Raw genomic sequence first — 19,788 nt, forward strand, 5'->3', positions numbered from 1 at the left:
GAATAAAACGATTTCTTTTCAAGCTTATTGCTTTTCTTACCGGATACCTCTATGGATTGATTTCCAGATCAATCCAGAGGAGGAAGCACATGGCCCTGTTTACCAAAGAGGAAGCCCTTCGCTATCATTCCGATGGCAGACCGGGCAAGACCGAGGTTATCCCCGTCAAACCCTGCAAAACCCAAAAACATCTTTCAATGGCCTATTCCCCAGGCGTGGCAGAAGCCTGCAGGGCCATCGCGGCAGACGAACTCGAAGCAAGCAAGTACACCGGCAGAGCAAACCTGGTGGGCGTTGTCACCGACGGCACAGCAGTGCTGGGCCTGGGCGACATCGGTCCCCTGGCCGCCAAGCCGGTCATGGAAGGCAAGGGTGTTCTGTTCAAAATTTTCGCTGACATTGATGTCTTTGATATCAACCTGGCGGAAAAGGACCCCGATAAGTTCATCTCCATCGTCAAGGCCATGGAGCCCACTTTCGGCGGCATCAACCTGGAAGACATCAAGGCGCCGGAGTGCTTCAAGGTTGAACGCGAGCTCATCGAAGCCATGCAGATTCCCGTGTTCCATGATGACCAGCACGGCACGGCCATCATCTCTGGCGCAGGTATTCTGAACTGCGTGGAAATCGCAGGCAAGAGCATCGGCGACATCAAGGTGGTTGTTTCCGGCGCAGGCGCCAGCGCCATTTCCTGCAGCAAGTTCTACGAGGCCCTGGGCGTTGCCCGCGACAAGATTTTCATGTTCGATTCCAAAGGATTGCTGCACAAAGGGCGCACCGATTTGAACGAACACAAGATGTATTTCGCCCAGGACAAGTACTACGGTCCCCTGGCGGAAGTCATCAAGGGGGCGGATTGCTTTCTTGGACTTTCCAGGGGCGGCATCATGTCCAAGGATATGGTCGCCTCCATGGGCAAGGACCCCATCATCTTTGCCTGCGCAAATCCGGACCCGGAAATCACCTACGACGACGCCAAAGAAGCGCGCCCCGACTGCATCATGGCCACGGGCCGCTCCGATTACCCCAACCAGGTCAACAACGTACTGGGATTCCCCTACATCTTCCGCGGTGCTTTGGATGTTGGCTCGCGCAAGATCAACGAGGAAATGAAGGTGGCCGCCGCCAATTCTCTGGCCGCCCTGGCCAAGGAGCCCGTGCCGGACAGCGTGTGCCAGGCCTATGGTGTGGACAAGCTGGAGTTCGGCATCGACTACATCATTCCCAAGGCGCTGGATCTGCGCGTGCTGGAATGGGAGGCGCCGGCAGTGGCCCAGGCCGCCATGGACAGCGGTGTGGCAGAGCGCCCCATTAGTGATATGAAAGCCTACGCCGAGAGCCTGCGCAATCGGCTGGCCGAATCCCACAAACGCATCGAAGCCTTTGTGGATAGCTACGATCTGGATATGTAGCAGCTTTTTTGTGATGATTTGCCTTTTCACAGCTGGCCGGGGTGGTTTTTGCCCCGGCTGGCTGCTTGACAAAACAGCATTTCACAACTAACTGTTCATTGTTACGGCCGCGTTTGAAATGACTTGGCAGGCAATGTCAGACATTTCTTGATGCAAAGGCCGACACAGGAGCACCGCGCCGCATTTTATGGCGCAAGGGGGGAGCAAGCCGCCGGAGCGCGGCGTGGCAGACTGGCCGGCTCCCCTTTCGTATCACAAACCAGGAGGTTGTTTTGGCTAAAGAAGAAGGAATCCAAGTTACCGGCACTGTGGAAGAGGCCCTTCCCAATGCGATGTTCCGCGTAGTTCTCGAGAATGATCATGAAGTTCTGGCTCACATCTCCGGCAAGATGCGCAAGTATCGTATCCGTGTGATGCCTGGCGACACCGTCAATATCGAACTCAGCCCCTACGATCTGAACCGCGGGCGCATCACCTTCCGCCCCCGCTAGTTTTGTGCCACGCGCGTGGCCCGTCCGGGCCCTGGGCGCGTTTCCTGTCTGGCGTATATAAGGTTTCCATGGTCGCTTTGTAGCCCTTGCTTGTGGCGAGGGAGGGGCTGTGGTGCGTCCTGCGTGCCGGATGTTGCAGATCTGCTCTTAGTCCCTAAAATCACATATCTTCAGCAAGCTCGATCCAGGCGCCCCCCGTCAGCTGCGCCAGATCCTGCGGTGTCAGTTGAAACACCGCGTGGGGTGTGCCCGCAGCCGCCCAGATGGTCTGATACTGCTGCAAGTCTCTGTCGAGCACGGTCTCAATGGGGGTGGTGTGCCCTACTGGTGGAACGCCGCCGATGGCGAACCCTGTTTTCTCCTTGACCATTGCGCCTTTGGCTTTCTCCAGGGAGATGCCTGTCGCTGCCTTGATCTTGTTCAGATCGACCCGATTTACGCCTGACGCAATTATCAACATCAGCCGGTCAGCGCCTTTTTCCTTGAAGATGAGCGACTTTGCAATTTGTGCGACACTGCAGCCTACGCTGTCTGCTGCGTCTTGCGCTGTGCGGGTGGAGCCTGGCAGTTCCTGAACCTTGTATGCGCCCCCCGTTGCCGAAAGATAGTCCTGCACGCGTTGCGCGCTGCTATTGAGTGCTATTGTCATGCTTTACTCCCTGTTGCACGTTTACGACCAGGAGCGGTGGCATTGCTCGTGTTCTGGTGTCGTGCTATCTGGTTTTTGTGCGTCATAACGCACGCAGTGTTTGATGGCGTGTAGCATTGTGCGTTAAAACGCACAAGAGTATCTTTACAAGGCAGGGTAGGATGCGGGCTGAAGAGTTCAGAAAAACCATTGCAACCCGTTTGAAGACGTTTCGCATGCATCGCGGCATGAGTCTGGACGCCGTGGCCAGGGCGACGGGAGTTTCCAAAGCCATGTTGGGGCAGATCGAGCGTATGGAATCAACACCGACCATCGCCCTGTTGTGGAAAATCGCAAGTGGCCTGCAAACATCCTTCTCCGCCTTCTTTGCCGTGGAGGCTGTTCCTTTGGCAGGAGAAGAAATTTTTCCTGATGATCCGAACATGCAGGTGCGGGTGCTCTTTCCTTATAATGAACAGACACGGATGGAAGTTTTTGAGGTCGAACTCGCAAGGCGCCACCAGCAGCAATCTGATGCCCACCATGTTGGCGTCATTGAGCATGTGGTCGTCCAGAGAGGGCGTGTGGCGGTATTACACGACGGTGCATGGCAGGAAGTACCGACAGGCGCCCCCTTGCGTTTTCATGCGGACCAGCCCCATGGTTATGCGGCGTTGGGTGTTGCTGGCGCCCTGTTTCTTAATATTATCAACTATACATGATCTGGAAACAGCGGAAGATGCAGTAAAAGGGCAGCTGCCTGTGTTGCTTGTTCACGGCAAGTTGTCTTGCCCTGGCAAATGGCGTAGAAGTGGTGCCCTTGCTGGTTGCCTGAAAGGGCATCCCACCTGACAAAATCCGAAAGACCAGAACTGCTGGCAGGAGACGTGTCGTGAGCAATACCAGGGTCCAGAGGACCATCGCGGACATCAATAAGCGTATCAAGCAGGGCAAGGCCGTCGTGCTCAACGCCGAGGAAATGACCAAGGCGGTGCGCGAAATGGGCAAGGAACGTGCAGCCAGGGAAGTGGACGTCGTCACCACGGGTACGTTTTCCCCCATGTGTTCTTCGGGCATGCTCTTCAACATCGGGCAGCAGCCACCTTCCATGAAGGTCAGCCAGATATGGATGAACGGTGTGCCGGCCCATGGCGGCCTGGCCGCTGTGGACGCCTACCTCGGCTGCACGGAGCCCAGTGAGGACGACCCCCTGAACAAGGTCTATCCCGGGCAGTTCAAATACGGTGGCGGCCATGTCATCGAAGATCTGGTCAGCGGCAAGCCGGTGCACATGCGCGCCAAGGCCTATGGCACGGATTGCTATCCTCGCAAGGAGCTGGTGCGCGACGTAAGTCTGGCGCAATTGCCCTATGCCCAGTTGCTGAATCCCCGCAACTGCTATCAGAACTACAATTGCGCCGTGAACCTCACCAGCAGAATCATCTACACATACATGGGGCCGCTCAAGCCCAACGCGCGCAACGCCAATTTTGCCACGGCAGGGCAGCTGTCGCCCCTATTTAATGATCCGATGTTCCGCACCATAGGCCTGGGCACCAAGATATTTCTTGGCGGCGGTGTGGGCTGGGTTCTGGGCGCAGGCACGCAGCATGTGGCTTCGCCCAAACGTACCGAACGCGGTCTGCCGGAAAGTCCTGCCGGCACCCTGATGGTGCGTGGCGACATGAAGGGCATGAAGCCGCGTTTCCTGCGTGGCGCCAGCATTGTGGGCTATGGCTGCTCCCTGCATGTGGGGGTGGGCATTCCCATTCCCATTCTGGATGAGGAAATCGCCTGGTTTACGGGTGTCAGCGATGCGGATATACGCATGCCGGTCAAAGATTATGGGCACGATTATCCGCAGGGGCTGCCCCGCGTTTTGGGGCACGTAACCATGGAAGAGCTGAAAAGCGGCGAAATAGACGTTATGGGCAAGAAAGTAGGCACCGTGCCGCTGACGAGCTACACCAGATCCCTGGAAGTCGCCGACGAGCTCAAGAAGATGATCGAGTCCGGAGAATTTTTGCTGACGGAGGCCCAGGAGCGCATCCCGGCAAGCTGATTCACTGCAGTTAATGAGGAAGGGGAAGCTCTGACCGGGTTTCTCCTTCACTTCTCCACTTCCAGAAGGATGTTGCGGCGCTGGAGCGCCTTTCTAGCGTTCTTTCTAAGTGACGAGCGTCATTTTTTAATCACATTAAATTGGTTGAAACAGACAAAAAGTGTCCAACTGGCGGGAATTATGGACGGAAAAAAAGCTGGACAACGCCATTTTTTGTCATATATGAGGAATGTTTTGATTCCACTAAAGGAGTTTTTTCATGGGTAGCCACAAGAAGCATGAGCGTAAGAAAGAACTGGACCGCAAGCGTCATCGCCGCAAAAAGAGCCTGAAGGCTCGTGTGCGCGAGGCCAAGGCCCAGGCCCGCAGCTAGCCGCATTGTTGCAGCGCCGGGGCGCGCCCTGGCCTGAACATTCCAGCGCCGCACCCTGTCCCATGATGGCGATGGCGATATGCCAGCCATTACGGATAGCCACGAGAATCGAGAACACTTCCAGGCTGGGCGGTCCTTAAAGGATCGCTCTGCCGGGTTCTTTCGGCGTAACGCCGGAAGAGATCGGCTTTTCCCTGTTCATTGGCAGCCGTCTGGCTGCTGTGGCCTGTTCCTCATTGCAGGGGTGCGTGTTTTGCCGTTCCGGAGTTCGGCTCCGGTTGGGCGAATGCCTGCGTGCGAATTGACAAAAGCGTTTCAAGAATGCGTCTGTGCGGGCTTGACAAGGCCCCTCAGGTAATTAAATGACGCATGTTTTGAAGTTGCCAACATGAACGCCATGGGCCGACTGCCGGCGTGCATGCGTAATACACCGACCACGCGAAGGCGCATCCAGCCACGCCTGGCCGTATCCATACTCTTTCAGGTTATTTAGGGAGGAGCGATAATGCCTATCTACGAGTATCGCTGCGACGATTGCGAAAATGTTTTCGAAGAGTGGCAGAAGGATTTCGAAGATCGCGATGTGCCATGCCCAAAATGCAACGGCAAGAGCCACCGGCTGATCTCCAACACCGCATTTATTCTCAAGGGCTCTGGCTGGTATGTGACCGACTACGCCCGTAATGGCAGCAGTTGCTCAAGCAACGCCAACGGCAATGGCGACACTGCCAAGGGCGCCGACAATGGCAATGGCAAGAGCGCTGACAGCAGTGCTGCCGGTGAATCCAAGGCCGCGCCCGCCAAGAGCGAGTCCTCCAGTTCCTGTGCGTCTGGTGGCGAGAGCAAGAGCGCTTCCAAGGATTCTGGCAGCAAGAGCACCTCTGCCGGCACTGCCGCATCCTGATGTCGTTGTGCCCGTGAACCCGGCTTGTATTTTTCCAGGCAACCTCAATGGTTGCCTTTTTTTTGATTCCTTTTCCGATAGCAGGATATACGGCAAGGATACAGCAAGGAGTCTGCGATGATCGAGCGTTATGCGCGCCCCCAGATGCTGGAACTCTGGTCTTTGGAAAACAAGTTCCGCGCCTGGCTTGAGGTGGAAATGGCCGTTTGCGAAGCCTGGACCGAGATGGGCGTTATCCCGGAAGACGCCATGCAGGAGATTCGCGACAAGGCGGATTTTGAGCTGGAGCGTATCCTTGAAATAGAGGAAAAGACCCGCCACGATGTCATCGCCTTTTTGACGGCGGTTGAAGAGAAGGTGGGGCCTGCCGCGCGCTGGATTCACCTGGGGTGCACGTCCTCTGACATTGTGGACACGGCCAACGGCCTGCTGCTTACCCGTGCAGGAAATATTGTGGCGCAGGGTTTTGAACGGGTGCTTGCCGCACTGGCCGACCTAGCGGAACGCCACCGCTCCACCCTGGTGATGGGGCGCACCCACGGCATCCATGCGGAACCCACCAGCTTCGGTCTGAAGATGGCCGGCTTCCATGCCGAGATGCAACGCCATTACGAGCGGTTCAAGATAGCCCTCGAAGGCGTGCGCGTAGGCAAGATTTCCGGGGCGGTAGGCACTTACGCCCATCTGGAGCCAAAGCTGGAGACGCTGACCTGCAACAGGCTCGGGCTGAAGGTCGATCCCATTTCCACACAGATCATCCAGCGTGACCGGCATGCCGCGTTCATGACCGCTCTTGCCTTGACGGCGGGCGGGGTGGAGCGCCTCTGCGTGGAGCTTCGCCACCTGCAACGTACAGAAGTGTTGGAGGTTGAAGAAGGCTTCGCCAAAGGGCAGAAGGGTTCTTCAGCCATGCCGCACAAAAAGAATCCCATTTCTGCAGAAAATCTTACGGGTCTTTCCAGGGTTGTTCGCTCCAATTGTCTGGCTTCCATGGAGAACATGGCGCTCTGGCATGAACGCGATATCAGCCACTCATCTGTGGAGCGCGTTATATTCCCTGACTCCACGGAACTGATGGATTACATCTTGAACCGTCTGGCCGGTGTGTTGGAAAAATTGCGCATACTGCCGGAAAACATGCAGCGCAATATAGACTTATCCCACGGGCTCTACCTTTCGCAGCGCGTGCTGCTGGCCCTGGTGGAAAACGGCATGGCCCGTCAGGAAGCCTACGAGATGGTGCAGCGCCGCGCCATGCAGAGCTGGGATGAGAAACAGTCCTTTCCTGAGCTTGTGCGCGCGGACAAGGACATCACCTCCAAGCTGCCAGAGGGCAAGTTGGACGAGTTGCTGGACCCGTCCTATTATATGCGCTTTGAAGACCTTATTTTCACCCGCGTCTTTGGACACGGGCCCACAGGTGCAGACGGCGCCGCTGAGATCGCGGAGCGCAAGGCCAGCCTGGCTCGCCTGCTGGTGAAGCTCAGCTACAAGGAAGGCGACTTCACCCTGGCTTCCGGCAAACGCAGCGACTATTACTTCGACTGCCGCCAGACCGCGCTGAACCCCCAAGGGGGGCGTCTTATCGGCCAGTTGTTCCTGCACATGCTCGAAAATCGCGATGTCGACGGCGTGGCAGGCATGACAATGGGGGCGGATCCCCTGGTCGCTTCGGTTTCCGTGCTTTCTACGGAAACAAAAAAGCCGCTGCCTGCCATCATTGTGCGCAAAGAAGCCAAGGGATACGGCACAAAGCAATATTGCGAAGGGCTGGCCAACTTTGCACCCGGCAGCCAGGTGGCGCTTCTGGAAGATGTCGTCACCACCGGGGGCACCCTGGTCAAGGTCATCGACCGCATCGAGGCGGCGGGCCTGAAGGTTGCCTGCGTGCTGTGCGTGCTGGACCGCGAAGAAGGCGGCACGGAAAGCCTGGCGGCGCGAGGCTACAAACTGGAGTCGATTTTTACGCGTAGCAGCCTGCTTGCCGCAGCCGGCAAGGGTGCTTAGATTTTCTGTTCAGAAGGGTGTTTTTTCTGGACATTTTCTATAGCTTTACGCAAAGAAGACAAATAAGGTCTGAATCAGCTTGGCAAGGCCTTATTCGGTGAGAGGGCTGTTCGCCCCACACAGCCTGAGACGTGTGTGACGGCGTGCATTGCAAGGGTCTGGGCATTATGCTAGACCCCAACTCATCCCAAGCGCGGTGACATCGCGCAGCAATACCGCGGATCGCAAAAAGTTATGACGCATAGAGCGCTTTACAGTCTGACCCACAGTGACGCCTCAAGGGCTGCTACAACCAGGCGCGCCCTTGCGCTGACTGTCGTGGTCATGATGCTTCCCCTCTTGTTGTACGCCGTTCCAGGCTGGTGCGCGGACGCAGGGCAAGCCGGCAACGCCGTCGATATTGACAAATGGCGTGTGGAGCTGGGCAGCCATCCCGCAGTGCCTTCCCTTTTCCTGGCCATAGATAAGAAAAAGCAGCAGCTCTATATCATGGAGCAACGCAGCCCTCTTTCCGCCACGGCCAGCTTTTTTTGCTCCACCGGTGAAAAACCCGGCGACAAGCAGCGCGAAGGCGACTTGAAGACGCCGGAGGGCATCTACTTTGTGCAAAACCGGCTGGACGGCGGGTTGGATTTTCAACTCTACGGTGACCTTGCCTTCACCTTGGATTATCCCAATCCTGTGGACCGGCTGAAGCAGAAGACCGGCTCGGGCATCTGGATTCATGGTCGCGGCCACGCGCTTACGCGTCGGGAAACCAAGGGCTGCATGGCCCTGGCGACCCAGGATGTGCATGCCCTGGATACTAAGCTGACGCGCGGCACGCCTGTGGTCATTGCCGGTGATGTGGAATGGCGCAGGGAACAGCTTGCTTCCAAGGTTCCTGACGAACTGGTTGACCAGGTCAACTCCTGGGCCCAGGCCTGGCAGGGCAAGGAAGAGGACTTCTTCGACTTCTACGACAGTAGCCGTTTTGCTGCAGGCCGCGGCCGTCCCTTCAGCGCTTTTCGCGATCACAAGGAGAATCTTTTCCGAAACCTGGATTGGATTCAGGTTATGGTTTCCGATGTTCGCGTGCTCCCCGGTCCGGACTACTGGGTGACATATTTCGGCCAGTTCTACCGCTCCCCCTCACTCATCAGCGAAGGTGTGAAACGCCTGTACTGGATGAAGGACGACAAGGGGCAACTGCGCATCGTGGGCGAAGAGTGGGATAATGTTCCCCTCGGGCTTGAAGACCTCTATGTGCAAAAGGTCAGCAACGACGCCCTGAGCTTCATAGACTCCTGGCGCTCTGCGTGGGAGACTGCCGACCTCGACACCTACATGTCGTTCTATGCCAAGAATGCGGAGCAGGGCGGCCGTCACGGGCTGCGCTCCATCAGAGAACACAAGGTCGACCTGTGGCGGGAAAAGATACCGCTCTTGGTGGGCATTGACGACATGGAAGTCTCGCTCCACGCCGATGGCGTGAAGATCAGCTTCATTCAGGAATATCAAGCCAAAGGGTTCAGCGACAGGGGCGTGAAAACGCTCTATCTCGAGCCACAGGGCGAGACCTGGAAGATCGTGAGCGAGAACTGGAGCGCCCTCTAAAATGGGGGAGAAATTCAGCGTCCTGCTGATGCGGGACGACCTCCAGGTCAAGCGTTTCCGCATCCATCCGAATTGGTTTCGCGTTATCCTGTTTGTATTTTTTCTGCTTGCGGTGGTCTCCGTAGGCGGTTTGTATTTTTCCTGGACCTTCTGGCACGACAATATCGAACTGACGGGAGAGGTGCAGCAGCTTCAACACAGGGTGCAGCAGCAGGAGGTAAAGCTCACAAGCCTCGAGAATATGGAGCGCATCCTGGAACTGCATGACCCTGAAGAGTTGCAGATGCTCATTGCCTCGGCCGCTACGCCGCAGCCTGCCTCGGAACTTTCCGATGTTGTGGACTTGAAGGACATTTTCAAGAGTGTGGAAGGCAAAGGGGCAACCCTGGAAGATGTCGCCCTGGAAACACTGGACGAGGGTGGCTATCGTCTGCGCTTTGTCCTGAAAAATCTGGACAAGGGGGACGAAAACCTCACTGGGTATATTGAAGCCTCGCTCATCAGCAGGGACGGGCATCTGCTTGAGCTGAAGTTCCCCATAGATGAGATGAGTTTTCACATCCAGCGTTTCCGCACCTTTTCATCCGTTTTTTCCTTGCCACGCGGGTTGGTCATAAACGATGTGTACGCCCTGCGGCTGCAAGTCATCGCAGAAGACGGCGAAGTGGTGTACAGCAAGACCTATCCGGCAGGGTCCATCCAGACTTCCTGAACAGCGCGAACACCTGACGCACGCACCAAAGGGCGTTCGTGTTTTGCCACAGTGCAACGCCTTGGAGCCGAATCATGTTTTATGTAAATTTACCCCTGCGTTACATCCATGGTGATGCGCGCTACCTGGAGCTGTTTCAAAAATACCGTGGTGGTGCTTTACAGCAAGGCGGGCAGAGCTTTGGGCTGGAACTGGGCATGGACGCATTTTCCCTGCAGCATTTGCCGCGCACCTGGCATGAGGCCCTGGCCGCACAGTTGCGTGAAAGCGGTGCGCGCCTGGCAATGCATTTGCCCTTTCAGGACCTTTCGCCGGGGAGCGGTGACGAGCTGATCCGCCAGGCATCACAGGCGCGGCTGGAAAGCGCTTTTGAACTGGCCAGGGTGTATGCCCCCGACCACATGGTGGGGCATCCGCTGTATCATGCGGAAGCATGGGAAGGGCAGCATGAGAAGTGGGTAGAGCGTTCGCTGGCTACCTGGGGTGCCCTGATCAAAGGGTGGCCGGAGCACCCGCCGTTGTTTCTGGAAAATATCAGGGAGGCGGGGCCTGAACCGCTTGTGGCCCTGATGCAGGCATTTGCAGCCGAAGATAACGTCGGCGTCTGTTTTGATGTAGGGCACTGGCATAGCTTTTCCCATGGCGGTGCGCTTGGAAATCTGGACGCATGGATATCCGCCCTCGGCCCTTGGATAAGGCATCTGCATCTGCATGATAACGATGGCAGTGGGGATCAGCATTTGGGTATGGGGAAAGGGGATATTGATTTCGGGCATTTTTTCGCCCTGCTTGCCCAGTCGGGCGCGCGCCCCAGTGCAACATTCGAACCCCACAGCGAAGAGGCGTTTGCCCAGAGTCTGGCCTTTTTTCAGGGCCATCCGAGCCTTTTTGCCGGACTCGCTGGCAAAGACTGAAGGCGCAGCATGACCCGGCTTACGGAATACGGAACGTAACAAATAATTGCTTTTACGCTTGGCAGCTGTTTGAGTTTCTATTACTCAATCTTGAGCGCCGCAGCCGCAGGAATGATGCGACAGTGACCATTGCGCGCTGACTAATGAGGAGTCTTTGAAGGTGCCCCAAGAAATTTCACGGTCGAACCGTTATGAAAAAATGTATCCGGTTACATGGGACGTGCTGCACCGGGATTGCAAGGCTTTGTCCTGGCGGCTGGTGGAAAAAGGCCCCTGGGAAGGCATCCTCGCGGTGACGCGGGGTGGCTTGATCCCTGCGGCCATCATTGCCCGTGAGCTGGATGTCCGGCTTATCGATACCATTTGCGTCCTCAGTTATGACTGGAACAGCGCCTCCGGTAATGTCGACGTGAAGCAGACTGGCAGCGTGAACGTGCTGAAGTCCGTGAACACCAATGGCAAAGGCTGGCTGCTTGTGGACGATCTGGTGGATACGGGCAAGACCGCCCGAGCTGTACGGGAAATGGTGCCCGAGGCGCATTTCGCCACAGTGTTCGCCAAGCCGGAAGGACGCCCCCTGGTGGATACCTTTGTCACAGAGGTCAGCCAGGACACATGGATTCTGTTCCCCTGGGACTCCGAGCCGCAATTCGTGCAACCGATCTATCAGAGCGCCATGCCCGGCAGGTCATGAGCGTTCAGGCGTTTATTTGAGAACAACACAAACATCACATGGGAGAAATGCGCCATGAAAAAAACGTTCTGGATTGCTTTGTCGGCATTGGCTCTGCTTGTAGCTGGAGCGTTGCCTGCTGCAGCCGGCAAGGACATCAAGGTCGGCTTTGTTTATGTTTCGCCTGTCGGTGACGCTGGCTATTCCTATGCGCATGATCTTGGCCGCCAGGCCATAGACAAGCTGCCCTACGTAACAACCTCCTATGTGGAGAGCGTGCAGGAAGGCCCCGACTCCGAACGTGTCATGCTGAACATGGCCCGCAAAGGGTTCGACCTGATCATTGCCACCAGCTACGGCTATATGGACCCCATGCTCAAGGTCGCCAAGCAGTTCCCTGACGTCGCCTTTGAACATTGCTCCGGTTTCAAGACCGCAGAAAACATGGGCAACTACTTCGGCCGCATTTATCAGGCGCGCTACCTCACCGGTCTGGTTGCTGGTAAAATGACCAAAAGCAACATTCTCGGTTACGTGGCCGCTTTCCCCATTCCCGAGGTTATCCGCGGTATCAACGCGTTTGCCCTGGGCGTGAAAAAGGTCAATCCCGACGCCAAGGTGCATGTGGTCTGGACCAAGACCTGGTACGACCCCGCCCTGGAAAAGGACGCCGCCAAATCGCTCCTGGATATGGGCGCAGACGTTATTGCCCAGCATCAGGATTCCCCCGGCCCGCAGGAAGCTGCTCAGGAAGCCGGCGTCTACTCCGTTGGATACAACTCCAACATGTCGCAGTTTGCACCCAAGGCGCACCTGACCTCTGCCATGTGGAACTGGGCGCCCCTGTATGAAAAGTTCGCCAAGGAAGTTTCCGAAGGCACCTGGAAAGCCGAGGCCATCTGGCCCGGTATGGCTGAAAATGTCGTAACCCTGGCTCCTTACGGTGATATGGTGCCCGAAGACGTGCGCGCCATTGCCGACAAGGCCGCCACCGCCATCAAGGGTGGCGATGACATGGTGTTCCAGGGCCCCATCAAAGACCAGAACGGCAATGTCGTGGTAGCAGACGGTGCGAAGCCCACAGACAAGGAATTGCTTGGCATGACCTGGTTCGTGGATAACGTAGTGGGAACGACCGAATAAAACCGGATTACAAAGCGTAGATAGGCTGATGTTCGGACTGCGGCAACGCAAACGCGAACACGCCATGCGCTGGGGCGGTCTGGTCGTGGTACCGGCCGCCCTGGCTTTTTCGCTGGTGGTGTGCGCTCTGCTCCTCGCTATGGAGGGGCTGGACCCCCTGCACGGGCTGACCGTGCTCTGGCAGGGCTCTTTTGGTGCGGGCTGGGCGCTGTCGGATGCACTGCTGAAAAGCGTGCCCATTTTCCTCTGCTCGCTGGGGGTGGCTGTCGCCTTCCGCATGCAGATATGGAACATCGGCGCAGAAGGTCAGTTTGCGCTCGGCGCCATAGGCGCGACCTTTGTCGCGCTGCACATGTCCTGGCTGCCGGGGTGGAGCGTGCTCCCCGTCATGTTTATTGCCGCAGGCGTAGCAGGCGCTTTGTGGGCGCTCATCCCTGCTGTACTGCGCATCTGGCTCAACGTGAATGAGATCATCTCCACGTTGATGTTCAACTACATTGCTATTCTTCTCCTCGATTACCTGATTTACGGCGTGTGGAAAGACCCGAGCAGTTTTGGTTTTCCCATGAGCAAGGAATTTGCGGACGCCGCCATCATCGGCATCATCCCCGGCACCCGGCAGCATTGGGGGCTGGCTTTCGCCGTGGCCGCCGCCCTGTTCCTCTGGGCCATGTTGCGCTATACGCGCACCGGTTTTGAGATCAAGGCCAGCGGCTCTGGCGTGCGAGTGGCAGCGTATGCCAAGCTGCCGTACCCTTTTCTGGTCTGCCTGGTGATGTTCATGAGCGGCGCCTATTCCGGGTGGGCCGGTTGTATAGAAACCTCTGCCACCATGGGGCGTTTGCAGCCCACCATCATGGCCGGCTATGGATACACCGCCATTGTCGTTGCCTGGCTTGCCAGGCTGAACCCCCTGGCCATTGCCATCACCTCCTTCATGCTGGCCGCATTCCGGGTCGGTGTGGAAAACCTGCAACTTGAGTTGCAGATTCCGGCCGCCTTTGGCTCCGTCATGGAAGGGGTGATCTTGCTCAGCGTTCTGGCGGGGCAGTTTTTCTACACCTACCGTTTTGAACGCACCCGTTTGCCCCGTGAAAAAGCGACGACAAAGGAGATGGCATGAGCCTCGAATTCGTTGTCGCGCTGCTGGCCGCCACGGTACAATCCGGCACGCCCGTGCTGTTCGCCACCCTGGGTGAAATGCTCACGGAAAAGGGGGGCGTGCTCAACCTGGGTGTGGAAGGCATGCTCAGCGTTGCCGCCCTGGGGGCTTTCCTCACGGCGTACACAACGGGGTCGCCCTGGCTGGCTTTGGTTGCCGGCGGCTTCTGCGGCGCCGCCATGGGAGCTGTGCATGGCGTTGTCTGCATCACGTTTTTGGGCAATCAGGTTGTTTCGGGGCTGGCGCTGACCATCGCAGGCGTGGGCCTCACCAGTTTTTTCGGCACACCCTTCATCGGGCAGGCCGCGCCGGGGTTTGATGCCTGGGCCTTGCCTGTGCTCGCCGACATCCCCGTGCTCGGTCCCATATTTTTCAAACACAACGCCTTGGTCTATCTTTCCTTTCTGGCGCCCGTTGCGGTGTGGGTGCTGCTGCGCCGCACCAGCCTGGGCATGGCCATTCGCGCAGCGGGTGAGATGCCCGCGGCAGGTTTTTCCGCCGGGCTCAACCCGGTGAAGATGCGCTGGATTGCGCTGCTTCTGGGCGGATTCCTCATTGGCCTTGGCGGGGCGTACCTCTCCCTTGCCTACACCCATCTCTGGTCCAACGGACTTTCCGGAGGCAGAGGGTGGATCGCCGTGGCCCTGGTTATATTTGCGTTTTGGAAGCCGGGACGAGCTGTGCTGGGCGCCTATCTGTTCGGCGGCGTCATGGCCTTTCAGCTTCGGTTGCAGGCTGCGGGCACGCATTTACCTTCGTCATTGCTGCTGATGCTGCCGTATGCCCTGACAATCATCGCCCTTGCCGTGTCCAGCTTTCGCGGCGCAGACACCAATGCCCCGGATGCCCTGGGCGTGAATATCGAGCCCGAGGACTAGACCATGGTGAAAGAGTCCCCCCGCTGCGAAGCACGCCTCCATGCGCAAGAAAATGCAACCAGCCAGAGCGGCGATATGGCAGGACCGCCCCCTATTGTGCGTCTTGTGGAGCTCACCAAACGGTTTGACTCCAACGTTGCCAACGATCATATTTCGCTGGACATCCGGCCAGGCAAGATCAAGGCGTTGCTGGGAGAGAACGGCGCTGGCAAAAGCACGCTGATGTCCATGCTTGCAGGCCGCTTTGCCCCAGATGACGGTCACATCGAAGTCGACGGCAGCCCGCAGTTCTTTCATTCCTCCAAGGACGCCATCGCCGCTGGCATAGGCATGGTTTACCAGCACTTCATGCTTGTGAACTCCATGACCGTGGCGGAAAATGTTTTTCTGGGGCAGACAACTTCCTTTTTCACTTCGCAAAAGGCAATGAAAAACAAGGTGCGCAGCCTGGCCCGGGATTTCGGTATGGAAATCGATCCTGGGTTGCCTGTCTCCAAGCTGTCCATGGGTGAACGGCAGAAGGTGGAGATCATCAAACTGCTGTATCGCCAGAGCAGGGTGCTGATTTTCGACGAACCCACCAGCGTGCTTTCCGAACTTGAAGCGGAACGCTTGTTCGAATCCATGCGCATCATGGCTGATCAGGGCAAGGCCATCGTCTTTATCAGCCACAAGCTGGAGGAAGTGCTGCATATTGCGGACGAAATCGCCATTCTCCGCAAGGGGCGCGTGGAAGCGGAAATCCCCCGCGAAGCAGTGACCTCCAAGGCCGACCTGGCCTGTCGCATGGTGGGACGCGAAGTCTTGCTCAAGGTGAACAAAAAGCCCGTGAAAGCGGGCAAGACTGTGCTTGATATCCGCAAACTCACGGCTGAAGGGCTGCATGATCTGAATCTGCGCGTGCACATGGGGGAAATCATGGCCGTGGTCGGCGTGGCCGGCAACGGGCAAAAGACCCTGGTCGAGATGGTTTGCGGCATGCACAAGCCGCCGCAGGACACCATACACATCATGGGCAAGCCATGGCGTAAGTTTTTCGCCACCCTGTCGTGGAAAAAATCTCTTTCCTATGTGCCTGAAGACCGCTTGGGCCTGGCCGTGGCGGAACAAATGGACCTGGTGGACAACCTGCTGCTGACCACTCGCAAGGGTTTTTCCAAGGGCCCCTGGCTGAATCGCAAGCGCGCGGAGCAGACCATGACCATGCTCATGGAAAAGCACGATATCCACCCCAACAAGGTGGAAAGCCTGGCCTGGCAATTGTCCGGTGGCAATCTGCAAAAGATGGTCATTTCCCGCGAGCTTTTCAGAAGGCCCGCCCTGGTGGTGGCGGAGCAACCCACTCAGGGGTTGGATATCGCCGCTACGGAAGCCGTGTGGAACCACCTGTTACGGACAAGAGGGCGCTCCGGCATCCTGCTGATTACCAGCGACCTGAACGAGGCGCTGCAGTTGGCGGACCGAATCGCCGTGATTTTTGAAGGGCGCTTCATGGACGTCTTTGATGTCACCGACCAGAAAAAGGTGGAGAACATCGGTCTGATGATGGCGGGCGTCAATCCGGACGAGGCAGACACCCTCCCTTCCCGTTAGAGCTTGCCGAGAAGCGGCCCGCTGCAGGAATTTGCCGCCGCAGCACAGGCAAGCATTTCAGGCTGCAGCCTTGCTTGCCTTTTGTTTGCGCAGCCCCAGCCAGGAGTGCCCCAGCAGGATAAGAAAGAGCAGGCTGCCCCCTGCCAGCGTACTCATGCTGGCGGCTTCACCTGCGATAAGCCAGACCGCAAGCGGTCCCAAGACCATTTCCAGCAGCATTATCATGTTCACTTCAGGCGCCGGCACCCAGCGGGGCGCAAGCATCAAAAAGAAAAACGACACCGGCAGTACAATCATTATCAGGGTGAGCAGGTAGGGCAGTTTTTCCACAGGCACGGCAAAAGCGCCCCCTGCCAGCGGAAGCGCTATCATGGCCACGATGAAGCCGCTCAAGGCCATGCAGGGCGCCATGTTCACTTCTTTGCGACTGCGGACCAGCACAAAGGACATGGCCAGAAAAACCGCCTGGGCCAGTGCAGCCGCGTCCCCCAAAAGGGGGGCCATTCCTAACTGCTGTGCGTCCTGGTGCAGCAAATCCCCGGCAACGATGATCGCCACGGAAAGTGTGCAGCCGACTGCGGCCAGCCAGGTGCGCAGCGGCAGGCTTTCCTTGAGAAAAATGCGCGAAAGCACTGCTCCAAAGATTGGGGCCGTGCTGATGATCGCTAAGGTGTTCGCCACGGTGGTCAGATATAAGGCATTGAGAAACAGCAGTGTGGCAATGGCGAAACACATTGCCGTAAGCAGGCCGGGACGGCCAATGGCGCGGAAGGCGGCGAGTGTGCGCCCCCTGTAGATAAAGGCCATGCCCAACGTGATGCACAGACACATGCCCACGCCCCTGTAGAATTGTAAAGACCATTGCGGCAGGTCCAGCAGCCGCACAAGAAGGGTGTCCGGGCTCAGTATCAGAACCCCGGCTACTGCCGTCATAAGCCCTTTGCCGCGGCTGACATCAATCGCACTGTTATCGCACATGTTCGCTCCACCATTATTGCCTGGAAGGCAGGGGAACGTACCCCGGGCGACGCAGGGCGGCAAGCTGAAAAACAGCCGTCGCAAAGAGGCGTTTTTTGGGCAGCTAACTGGAGGCTTTGCGCCGTTGCAAGCGCCCCATGAAAAAACCTATGGCGCCGCCTGCAGGAATGGTGGCCCAACCCATGATTACGATGCTGAAAAAAGTGAAGACACAAGCGCCCCAAAGTCCCTGCAGGGGGGTCAAGGGGGGCTCTCCGAGTGAGCTTACTTCCCCCAGAAAAACAAAACGCAGGTTCTGAATAATAATCAAAAGATACCAGCAAAACCAATGCCCTGCTGCGCCTGCCGTCAATCCGGCAAGCAGCCCGCGCCATTGGCCGGGGGTTGGGGTGCGCCATTGAAAAACAAGCCAGAAGAGAAACCCCGCCAGAAAAGAGCCAGCAGGCGCGGCAAAGAGCATGCCCGTCCACCCCGCGCTCAAGTTGTGGGAGGCAAGCCAGGCCCCTGCGACAAAGCCGACAGGCAAGCAAGCCAGCCCCATGAACAAACCCCGCTTTATGGCCGCGGACATGGAAACCGAACCGGAGGGGCTGGCCATGGCAAACTCCTGTGCTTTAGAGGAATGTATAAAAGAGGGCGAATCCTAGTATCAGACTGAAAAGAATAACTTCAGGAATCACGAAATAATCCGTTTTGCGCAATCCAAGCCTGCGCTGCAGGGAAAGATAACGCCACCCAGCAAATATAAGCAGGCAAGGGCCAATGATGAAAGACGCAATGCCCAAATATTTGAACTTGACCAACATCTCTGGCTCAAGGTGTTCTTGCAGCAGGAAAATGACCACTTTTTCCAGGATGAAGCCGAAACTCATGATTGTGAGGCAGGTGCGGCACCAGGCCAGGAACGTGCGCTTATTGGCAAGATGCACGCGGTCCTTTGCCAGGGCATTGCGTTCTTTTGCCAGTATGTTGCGTTCTCTGGCCAGTTCAGTGCGTTCTAAAGCCCAGCCGAAACGTGGATCAGGCTTATGTGCGTCGTCATCGAAAGGTCTGCGGGGCATCTGAAAATCTCCTTAACGTTGCGTAGAACTGTATTGAAATTTAGGCTTCGTGGTCAATACGGGAAAATATGTCCCGAAAAGGGGAAAATATTTGTTCAGGAAGGCCCTGGGAGGGGGTGGGGCTCTTGACAAGGCCTCAGGGCGTCTCTATTGTGTCTTCCTTGGTTTGCGGGTGTAGCTCAGCTGGTAGAGTACAAGCTTCCCAAGCTTGGTGTCGCGGGTTCGATCCCCGTCGCCCGCTCCAGAATTTTGTGTTGCATCCTGCGACGCGCTATGTGCCCACAAGCATGTGGTGGTGTCGAACAACGGGGTGGGCTCGAGGGGCTCCCCCTTTTTTTACGCGTAATGCAAAGGGCGGGGCGCTGCAAAGACGACCTGTCCTGATGTTGGCAAGATGTACGAAAGACGTGTGAAAAGTGAACAGGAATGACGCTGAACGTTTTTTTGGCAGAACATATTGTAGTACCGCAGCTTCTCTGCATGGGCAGGGATTGGGAATGACGGACGCGTATGACGGACCCCTTGCAGGCAGAGATTGAAGCCATAGTCGCTCCTCTTGTCGCAGCCCAAGGCCTTGAACTCTGGGGCCTTGAGTATTCTCGCGGCAAGCGCTCGCTTCTGCGTATTTATGTGGAAGCTCCCCAGGCCTTTGCAGCCAGCGCCGAGCAGGACTCCCCTGTCCAACCGGAAGCTGGCAAGGCGGATGGCGAAAGTGGCGACGCTTTCGACGATTCGGCTTTTGAGGATGTGGACCAGGATGCGGGGCAGGATGTTGCCCAGGGTGTGAGCATCGCCCAGTGCGCCCGTGTTTCGCGTCAGGTGGGCCTGGCTCTGGATGTCGAGGACATTGTCCCCGGTGCGTATGTTCTGGAAGTTTCTTCCCCAGGTTTGTCGCGCCCATTTTTCAGGTTGGAGCAAATGCGCGCCTATGTGGGGCAGGAAGTTGAAGTGACCTTGTATGAGCCCAGGCTGGAAGCCTTCCCTGGTCGCAAAAGCTTCAAAGGGGCATTGTTGCAGGTGACGGAGGATGGTTTCGCCCTTGATGTGGTCGATGGACCGCATGGCGAGCGCGCTGAGGCGGCGTTTAGCTGGGATGATGTCAAGAAGACACGCCTCGCGCCGGAGGTGCCAGTGCCGGCCAAGCCCAAGAAAGAAAAGAAGCGCAAAAAAGGCAAGCGGCACGGTTAACCCCGCAACGGAA

Annotated in this window: 19 protein-coding genes, 1 tRNA gene and 1 pseudogene; 17 read left to right on the forward strand and 4 right to left on the reverse strand. The window is 57.2% G+C overall.

The genetic code is table 11. The features are described from left to right. Positions 1 to 89 precede the first annotated feature (89 nt). The gene (locus ACZ5EH_RS08335) at positions 90 to 1,412 is read left to right on the forward strand and encodes a malic enzyme-like NAD(P)-binding protein (RefSeq protein ID WP_464277661.1); all 1,323 of its coding nucleotides are present in this window, start codon (positions 90 to 92) and stop codon (positions 1,410 to 1,412) included. Positions 1,413 to 1,684: 272 nt separating this feature from the next. Then, positions 1,685 to 1,903 carry a translation initiation factor IF-1 gene (infA, locus tag ACZ5EH_RS08340; protein WP_464277662.1) on the forward strand — a complete coding sequence of 73 codons (219 nt, stop codon included), beginning with the start codon at positions 1,685 to 1,687 and terminating at the stop codon, positions 1,901 to 1,903. A 160-nt stretch (positions 1,904 to 2,063) separates the two neighbouring features. On the opposite strand, the gene ACZ5EH_RS08345 is transcribed toward infA, so the two are convergent. Beyond that, a complete protein-coding gene (locus ACZ5EH_RS08345; RefSeq protein ID WP_464277663.1) occupies positions 2,064 to 2,552 on the reverse strand; it encodes a YbaK/EbsC family protein in 489 nt (162 codons plus the stop codon). 161 nt (positions 2,553 to 2,713) lie between these two features. Between ACZ5EH_RS08345 and ACZ5EH_RS08350 the strand changes: the two genes are divergently transcribed. From ACZ5EH_RS08350 to ACZ5EH_RS08410, 13 genes and pseudogenes are all read left to right on the forward strand, one after another. Continuing rightward, complete coding sequence (locus tag ACZ5EH_RS08350; RefSeq protein ID WP_464277664.1) at positions 2,714 to 3,253, forward strand: helix-turn-helix domain-containing protein; 540 nt, start codon at positions 2,714 to 2,716, stop codon at positions 3,251 to 3,253. Between the two features lie 170 nt (positions 3,254 to 3,423). After that, a complete protein-coding gene (locus ACZ5EH_RS08355) occupies positions 3,424 to 4,593 on the forward strand; it encodes a homocysteine biosynthesis protein (RefSeq protein ID WP_464277665.1) in 1,170 nt (389 codons plus the stop codon). Positions 4,594 to 5,471: 878 nt separating this feature from the next. Further along, entirely contained in the window at positions 5,472 to 5,870 is a 399-nt protein-coding gene (locus ACZ5EH_RS08360; protein ID WP_464277666.1) for an FmdB family zinc ribbon protein, read from the forward strand. Positions 5,871 to 5,987: 117 nt separating this feature from the next. Continuing rightward, positions 5,988 to 7,274 (forward strand): annotated as a pseudogene (gene purB / locus ACZ5EH_RS08365) (adenylosuccinate lyase); the annotation flags it as partial. 72 nt (positions 7,275 to 7,346) lie between these two features. Continuing rightward, a complete protein-coding gene (gene pyrE / locus ACZ5EH_RS08370; protein WP_464278280.1) occupies positions 7,347 to 7,877 on the forward strand; it encodes an orotate phosphoribosyltransferase in 531 nt (176 codons plus the stop codon). 234 nt (positions 7,878 to 8,111) lie between these two features. Next, positions 8,112 to 9,473 carry a L,D-transpeptidase family protein gene (locus tag ACZ5EH_RS08375; RefSeq protein ID WP_464277667.1) on the forward strand — a complete coding sequence of 454 codons (1,362 nt, stop codon included), beginning with the start codon at positions 8,112 to 8,114 and terminating at the stop codon, positions 9,471 to 9,473. Between the two features lies 1 nt (position 9,474). Beyond that, complete coding sequence (locus ACZ5EH_RS08380; RefSeq protein WP_464277668.1) at positions 9,475 to 10,185, forward strand: hypothetical protein; 711 nt, start codon at positions 9,475 to 9,477, stop codon at positions 10,183 to 10,185. Between the two features lie 74 nt (positions 10,186 to 10,259). Further along, entirely contained in the window at positions 10,260 to 11,099 is an 840-nt protein-coding gene (locus ACZ5EH_RS08385; protein ID WP_464277669.1) for a sugar phosphate isomerase/epimerase family protein, read from the forward strand. Positions 11,100 to 11,271: 172 nt separating this feature from the next. Continuing rightward, entirely contained in the window at positions 11,272 to 11,793 is a 522-nt protein-coding gene (gene gpt / locus ACZ5EH_RS08390; protein WP_464278281.1) for a xanthine phosphoribosyltransferase, read from the forward strand. Positions 11,794 to 11,847: 54 nt separating this feature from the next. After that, positions 11,848 to 12,915 (forward strand): BMP family ABC transporter substrate-binding protein, encoded by a 1,068-nt coding sequence (locus tag ACZ5EH_RS08395; protein WP_464277670.1) that lies wholly within the window; start codon positions 11,848 to 11,850, stop codon positions 12,913 to 12,915. A 28-nt stretch (positions 12,916 to 12,943) separates the two neighbouring features. Continuing rightward, complete coding sequence (locus tag ACZ5EH_RS08400; RefSeq protein WP_464277671.1) at positions 12,944 to 14,038, forward strand: ABC transporter permease; 1,095 nt, start codon at positions 12,944 to 12,946, stop codon at positions 14,036 to 14,038. Beyond that, positions 14,035 to 14,955, forward strand: coding sequence for an ABC transporter permease (locus tag ACZ5EH_RS08405; protein WP_464277672.1), 921 nt, complete (start codon positions 14,035 to 14,037; stop codon positions 14,953 to 14,955). The genes ACZ5EH_RS08400 and ACZ5EH_RS08405 overlap by 4 nt, the downstream gene beginning before the upstream one ends. Before the next feature lie 75 nt (positions 14,956 to 15,030). Continuing rightward, on the forward strand, positions 15,031 to 16,548 hold the full coding sequence (locus ACZ5EH_RS08410; RefSeq protein ID WP_464278282.1) for an ABC transporter ATP-binding protein: 1,518 nt from the start codon (positions 15,031 to 15,033) through the stop codon (positions 16,546 to 16,548). 57 nt (positions 16,549 to 16,605) lie between these two features. Here ACZ5EH_RS08410 and ACZ5EH_RS08415 read toward each other — a convergent pair whose 3' ends face one another. From ACZ5EH_RS08415 to ACZ5EH_RS08425, 3 genes are all read right to left on the reverse strand, one after another. Beyond that, positions 16,606 to 17,526, reverse strand: coding sequence for a DMT family transporter (locus tag ACZ5EH_RS08415; protein WP_464277673.1), 921 nt, complete (start codon positions 17,524 to 17,526; stop codon positions 16,606 to 16,608). A gap of 103 nt (positions 17,527 to 17,629) precedes the next feature. Continuing rightward, complete coding sequence (locus tag ACZ5EH_RS08420) at positions 17,630 to 18,124, reverse strand: hypothetical protein (protein WP_464277674.1); 495 nt, start codon at positions 18,122 to 18,124, stop codon at positions 17,630 to 17,632. Positions 18,125 to 18,140: 16 nt separating this feature from the next. Next, positions 18,141 to 18,587, reverse strand: a complete 447-nt coding sequence (locus tag ACZ5EH_RS08425) for a YidH family protein (protein WP_464277675.1) — start codon at positions 18,585 to 18,587, stop codon at positions 18,141 to 18,143. 168 nt (positions 18,588 to 18,755) lie between these two features. On the opposite strand from ACZ5EH_RS08425, the gene ACZ5EH_RS08430 reads away from it, so the two are divergent. Together ACZ5EH_RS08430 and ACZ5EH_RS08435 are read left to right on the forward strand one after the other, a co-directional pair. After that, positions 18,756 to 18,831 (forward strand) — tRNA-Gly (locus ACZ5EH_RS08430). A gap of 266 nt (positions 18,832 to 19,097) precedes the next feature. Next, positions 19,098 to 19,775 carry a ribosome maturation factor RimP gene (locus ACZ5EH_RS08435; RefSeq protein ID WP_464277676.1) on the forward strand — a complete coding sequence of 226 codons (678 nt, stop codon included), beginning with the start codon at positions 19,098 to 19,100 and terminating at the stop codon, positions 19,773 to 19,775. Positions 19,776 to 19,788: the final 13 nt, after the last annotated feature.

This window comes from Desulfovibrio biadhensis, assembly GCF_055388615.1.

Excerpts from the sequence above, each read along its gene's own strand:
- ACZ5EH_RS08375 (WP_464277667.1), top strand. The coding sequence starts at position 8,112 with ATGACGCATAGAGCGCTTTACAGTCTGACCCACAGTGACGCCTCAAGG.
- ACZ5EH_RS08385 (WP_464277669.1), top strand. The coding sequence starts at position 10,260 with ATGTTTTATGTAAATTTACCCCTGCGTTACATCCATGGTGATGCGCGC.
- ACZ5EH_RS08335 (WP_464277661.1), top strand. The coding sequence starts at position 90 with ATGGCCCTGTTTACCAAAGAGGAAGCCCTTCGCTATCATTCCGATGGC.
- ACZ5EH_RS08410 (WP_464278282.1), top strand. The coding sequence starts at position 15,031 with ATGGCAGGACCGCCCCCTATTGTGCGTCTTGTGGAGCTCACCAAACGG.
- ACZ5EH_RS08420 (WP_464277674.1), bottom strand. The coding sequence starts at position 18,124 with ATGGCCAGCCCCTCCGGTTCGGTTTCCATGTCCGCGGCCATAAAGCGG.
- ACZ5EH_RS08405 (WP_464277672.1), top strand. The coding sequence starts at position 14,035 with ATGAGCCTCGAATTCGTTGTCGCGCTGCTGGCCGCCACGGTACAATCC.
- ACZ5EH_RS08350 (WP_464277664.1), top strand. The coding sequence starts at position 2,714 with ATGCGGGCTGAAGAGTTCAGAAAAACCATTGCAACCCGTTTGAAGACG.
- ACZ5EH_RS08380 (WP_464277668.1), top strand. The coding sequence starts at position 9,475 with ATGGGGGAGAAATTCAGCGTCCTGCTGATGCGGGACGACCTCCAGGTC.
- ACZ5EH_RS08415 (WP_464277673.1), bottom strand. The coding sequence starts at position 17,526 with ATGTGCGATAACAGTGCGATTGATGTCAGCCGCGGCAAAGGGCTTATG.
- ACZ5EH_RS08400 (WP_464277671.1), top strand. The coding sequence starts at position 12,944 with ATGTTCGGACTGCGGCAACGCAAACGCGAACACGCCATGCGCTGGGGC.
- ACZ5EH_RS08360 (WP_464277666.1), top strand. The coding sequence starts at position 5,472 with ATGCCTATCTACGAGTATCGCTGCGACGATTGCGAAAATGTTTTCGAA.
- ACZ5EH_RS08345 (WP_464277663.1), bottom strand. The coding sequence starts at position 2,552 with ATGACAATAGCACTCAATAGCAGCGCGCAACGCGTGCAGGACTATCTT.
- ACZ5EH_RS08425 (WP_464277675.1), bottom strand. The coding sequence starts at position 18,587 with ATGCCCCGCAGACCTTTCGATGACGACGCACATAAGCCTGATCCACGT.
- ACZ5EH_RS08395 (WP_464277670.1), top strand. The coding sequence starts at position 11,848 with ATGAAAAAAACGTTCTGGATTGCTTTGTCGGCATTGGCTCTGCTTGTA.
- ACZ5EH_RS08435 (WP_464277676.1), top strand. The coding sequence starts at position 19,098 with ATGACGGACCCCTTGCAGGCAGAGATTGAAGCCATAGTCGCTCCTCTT.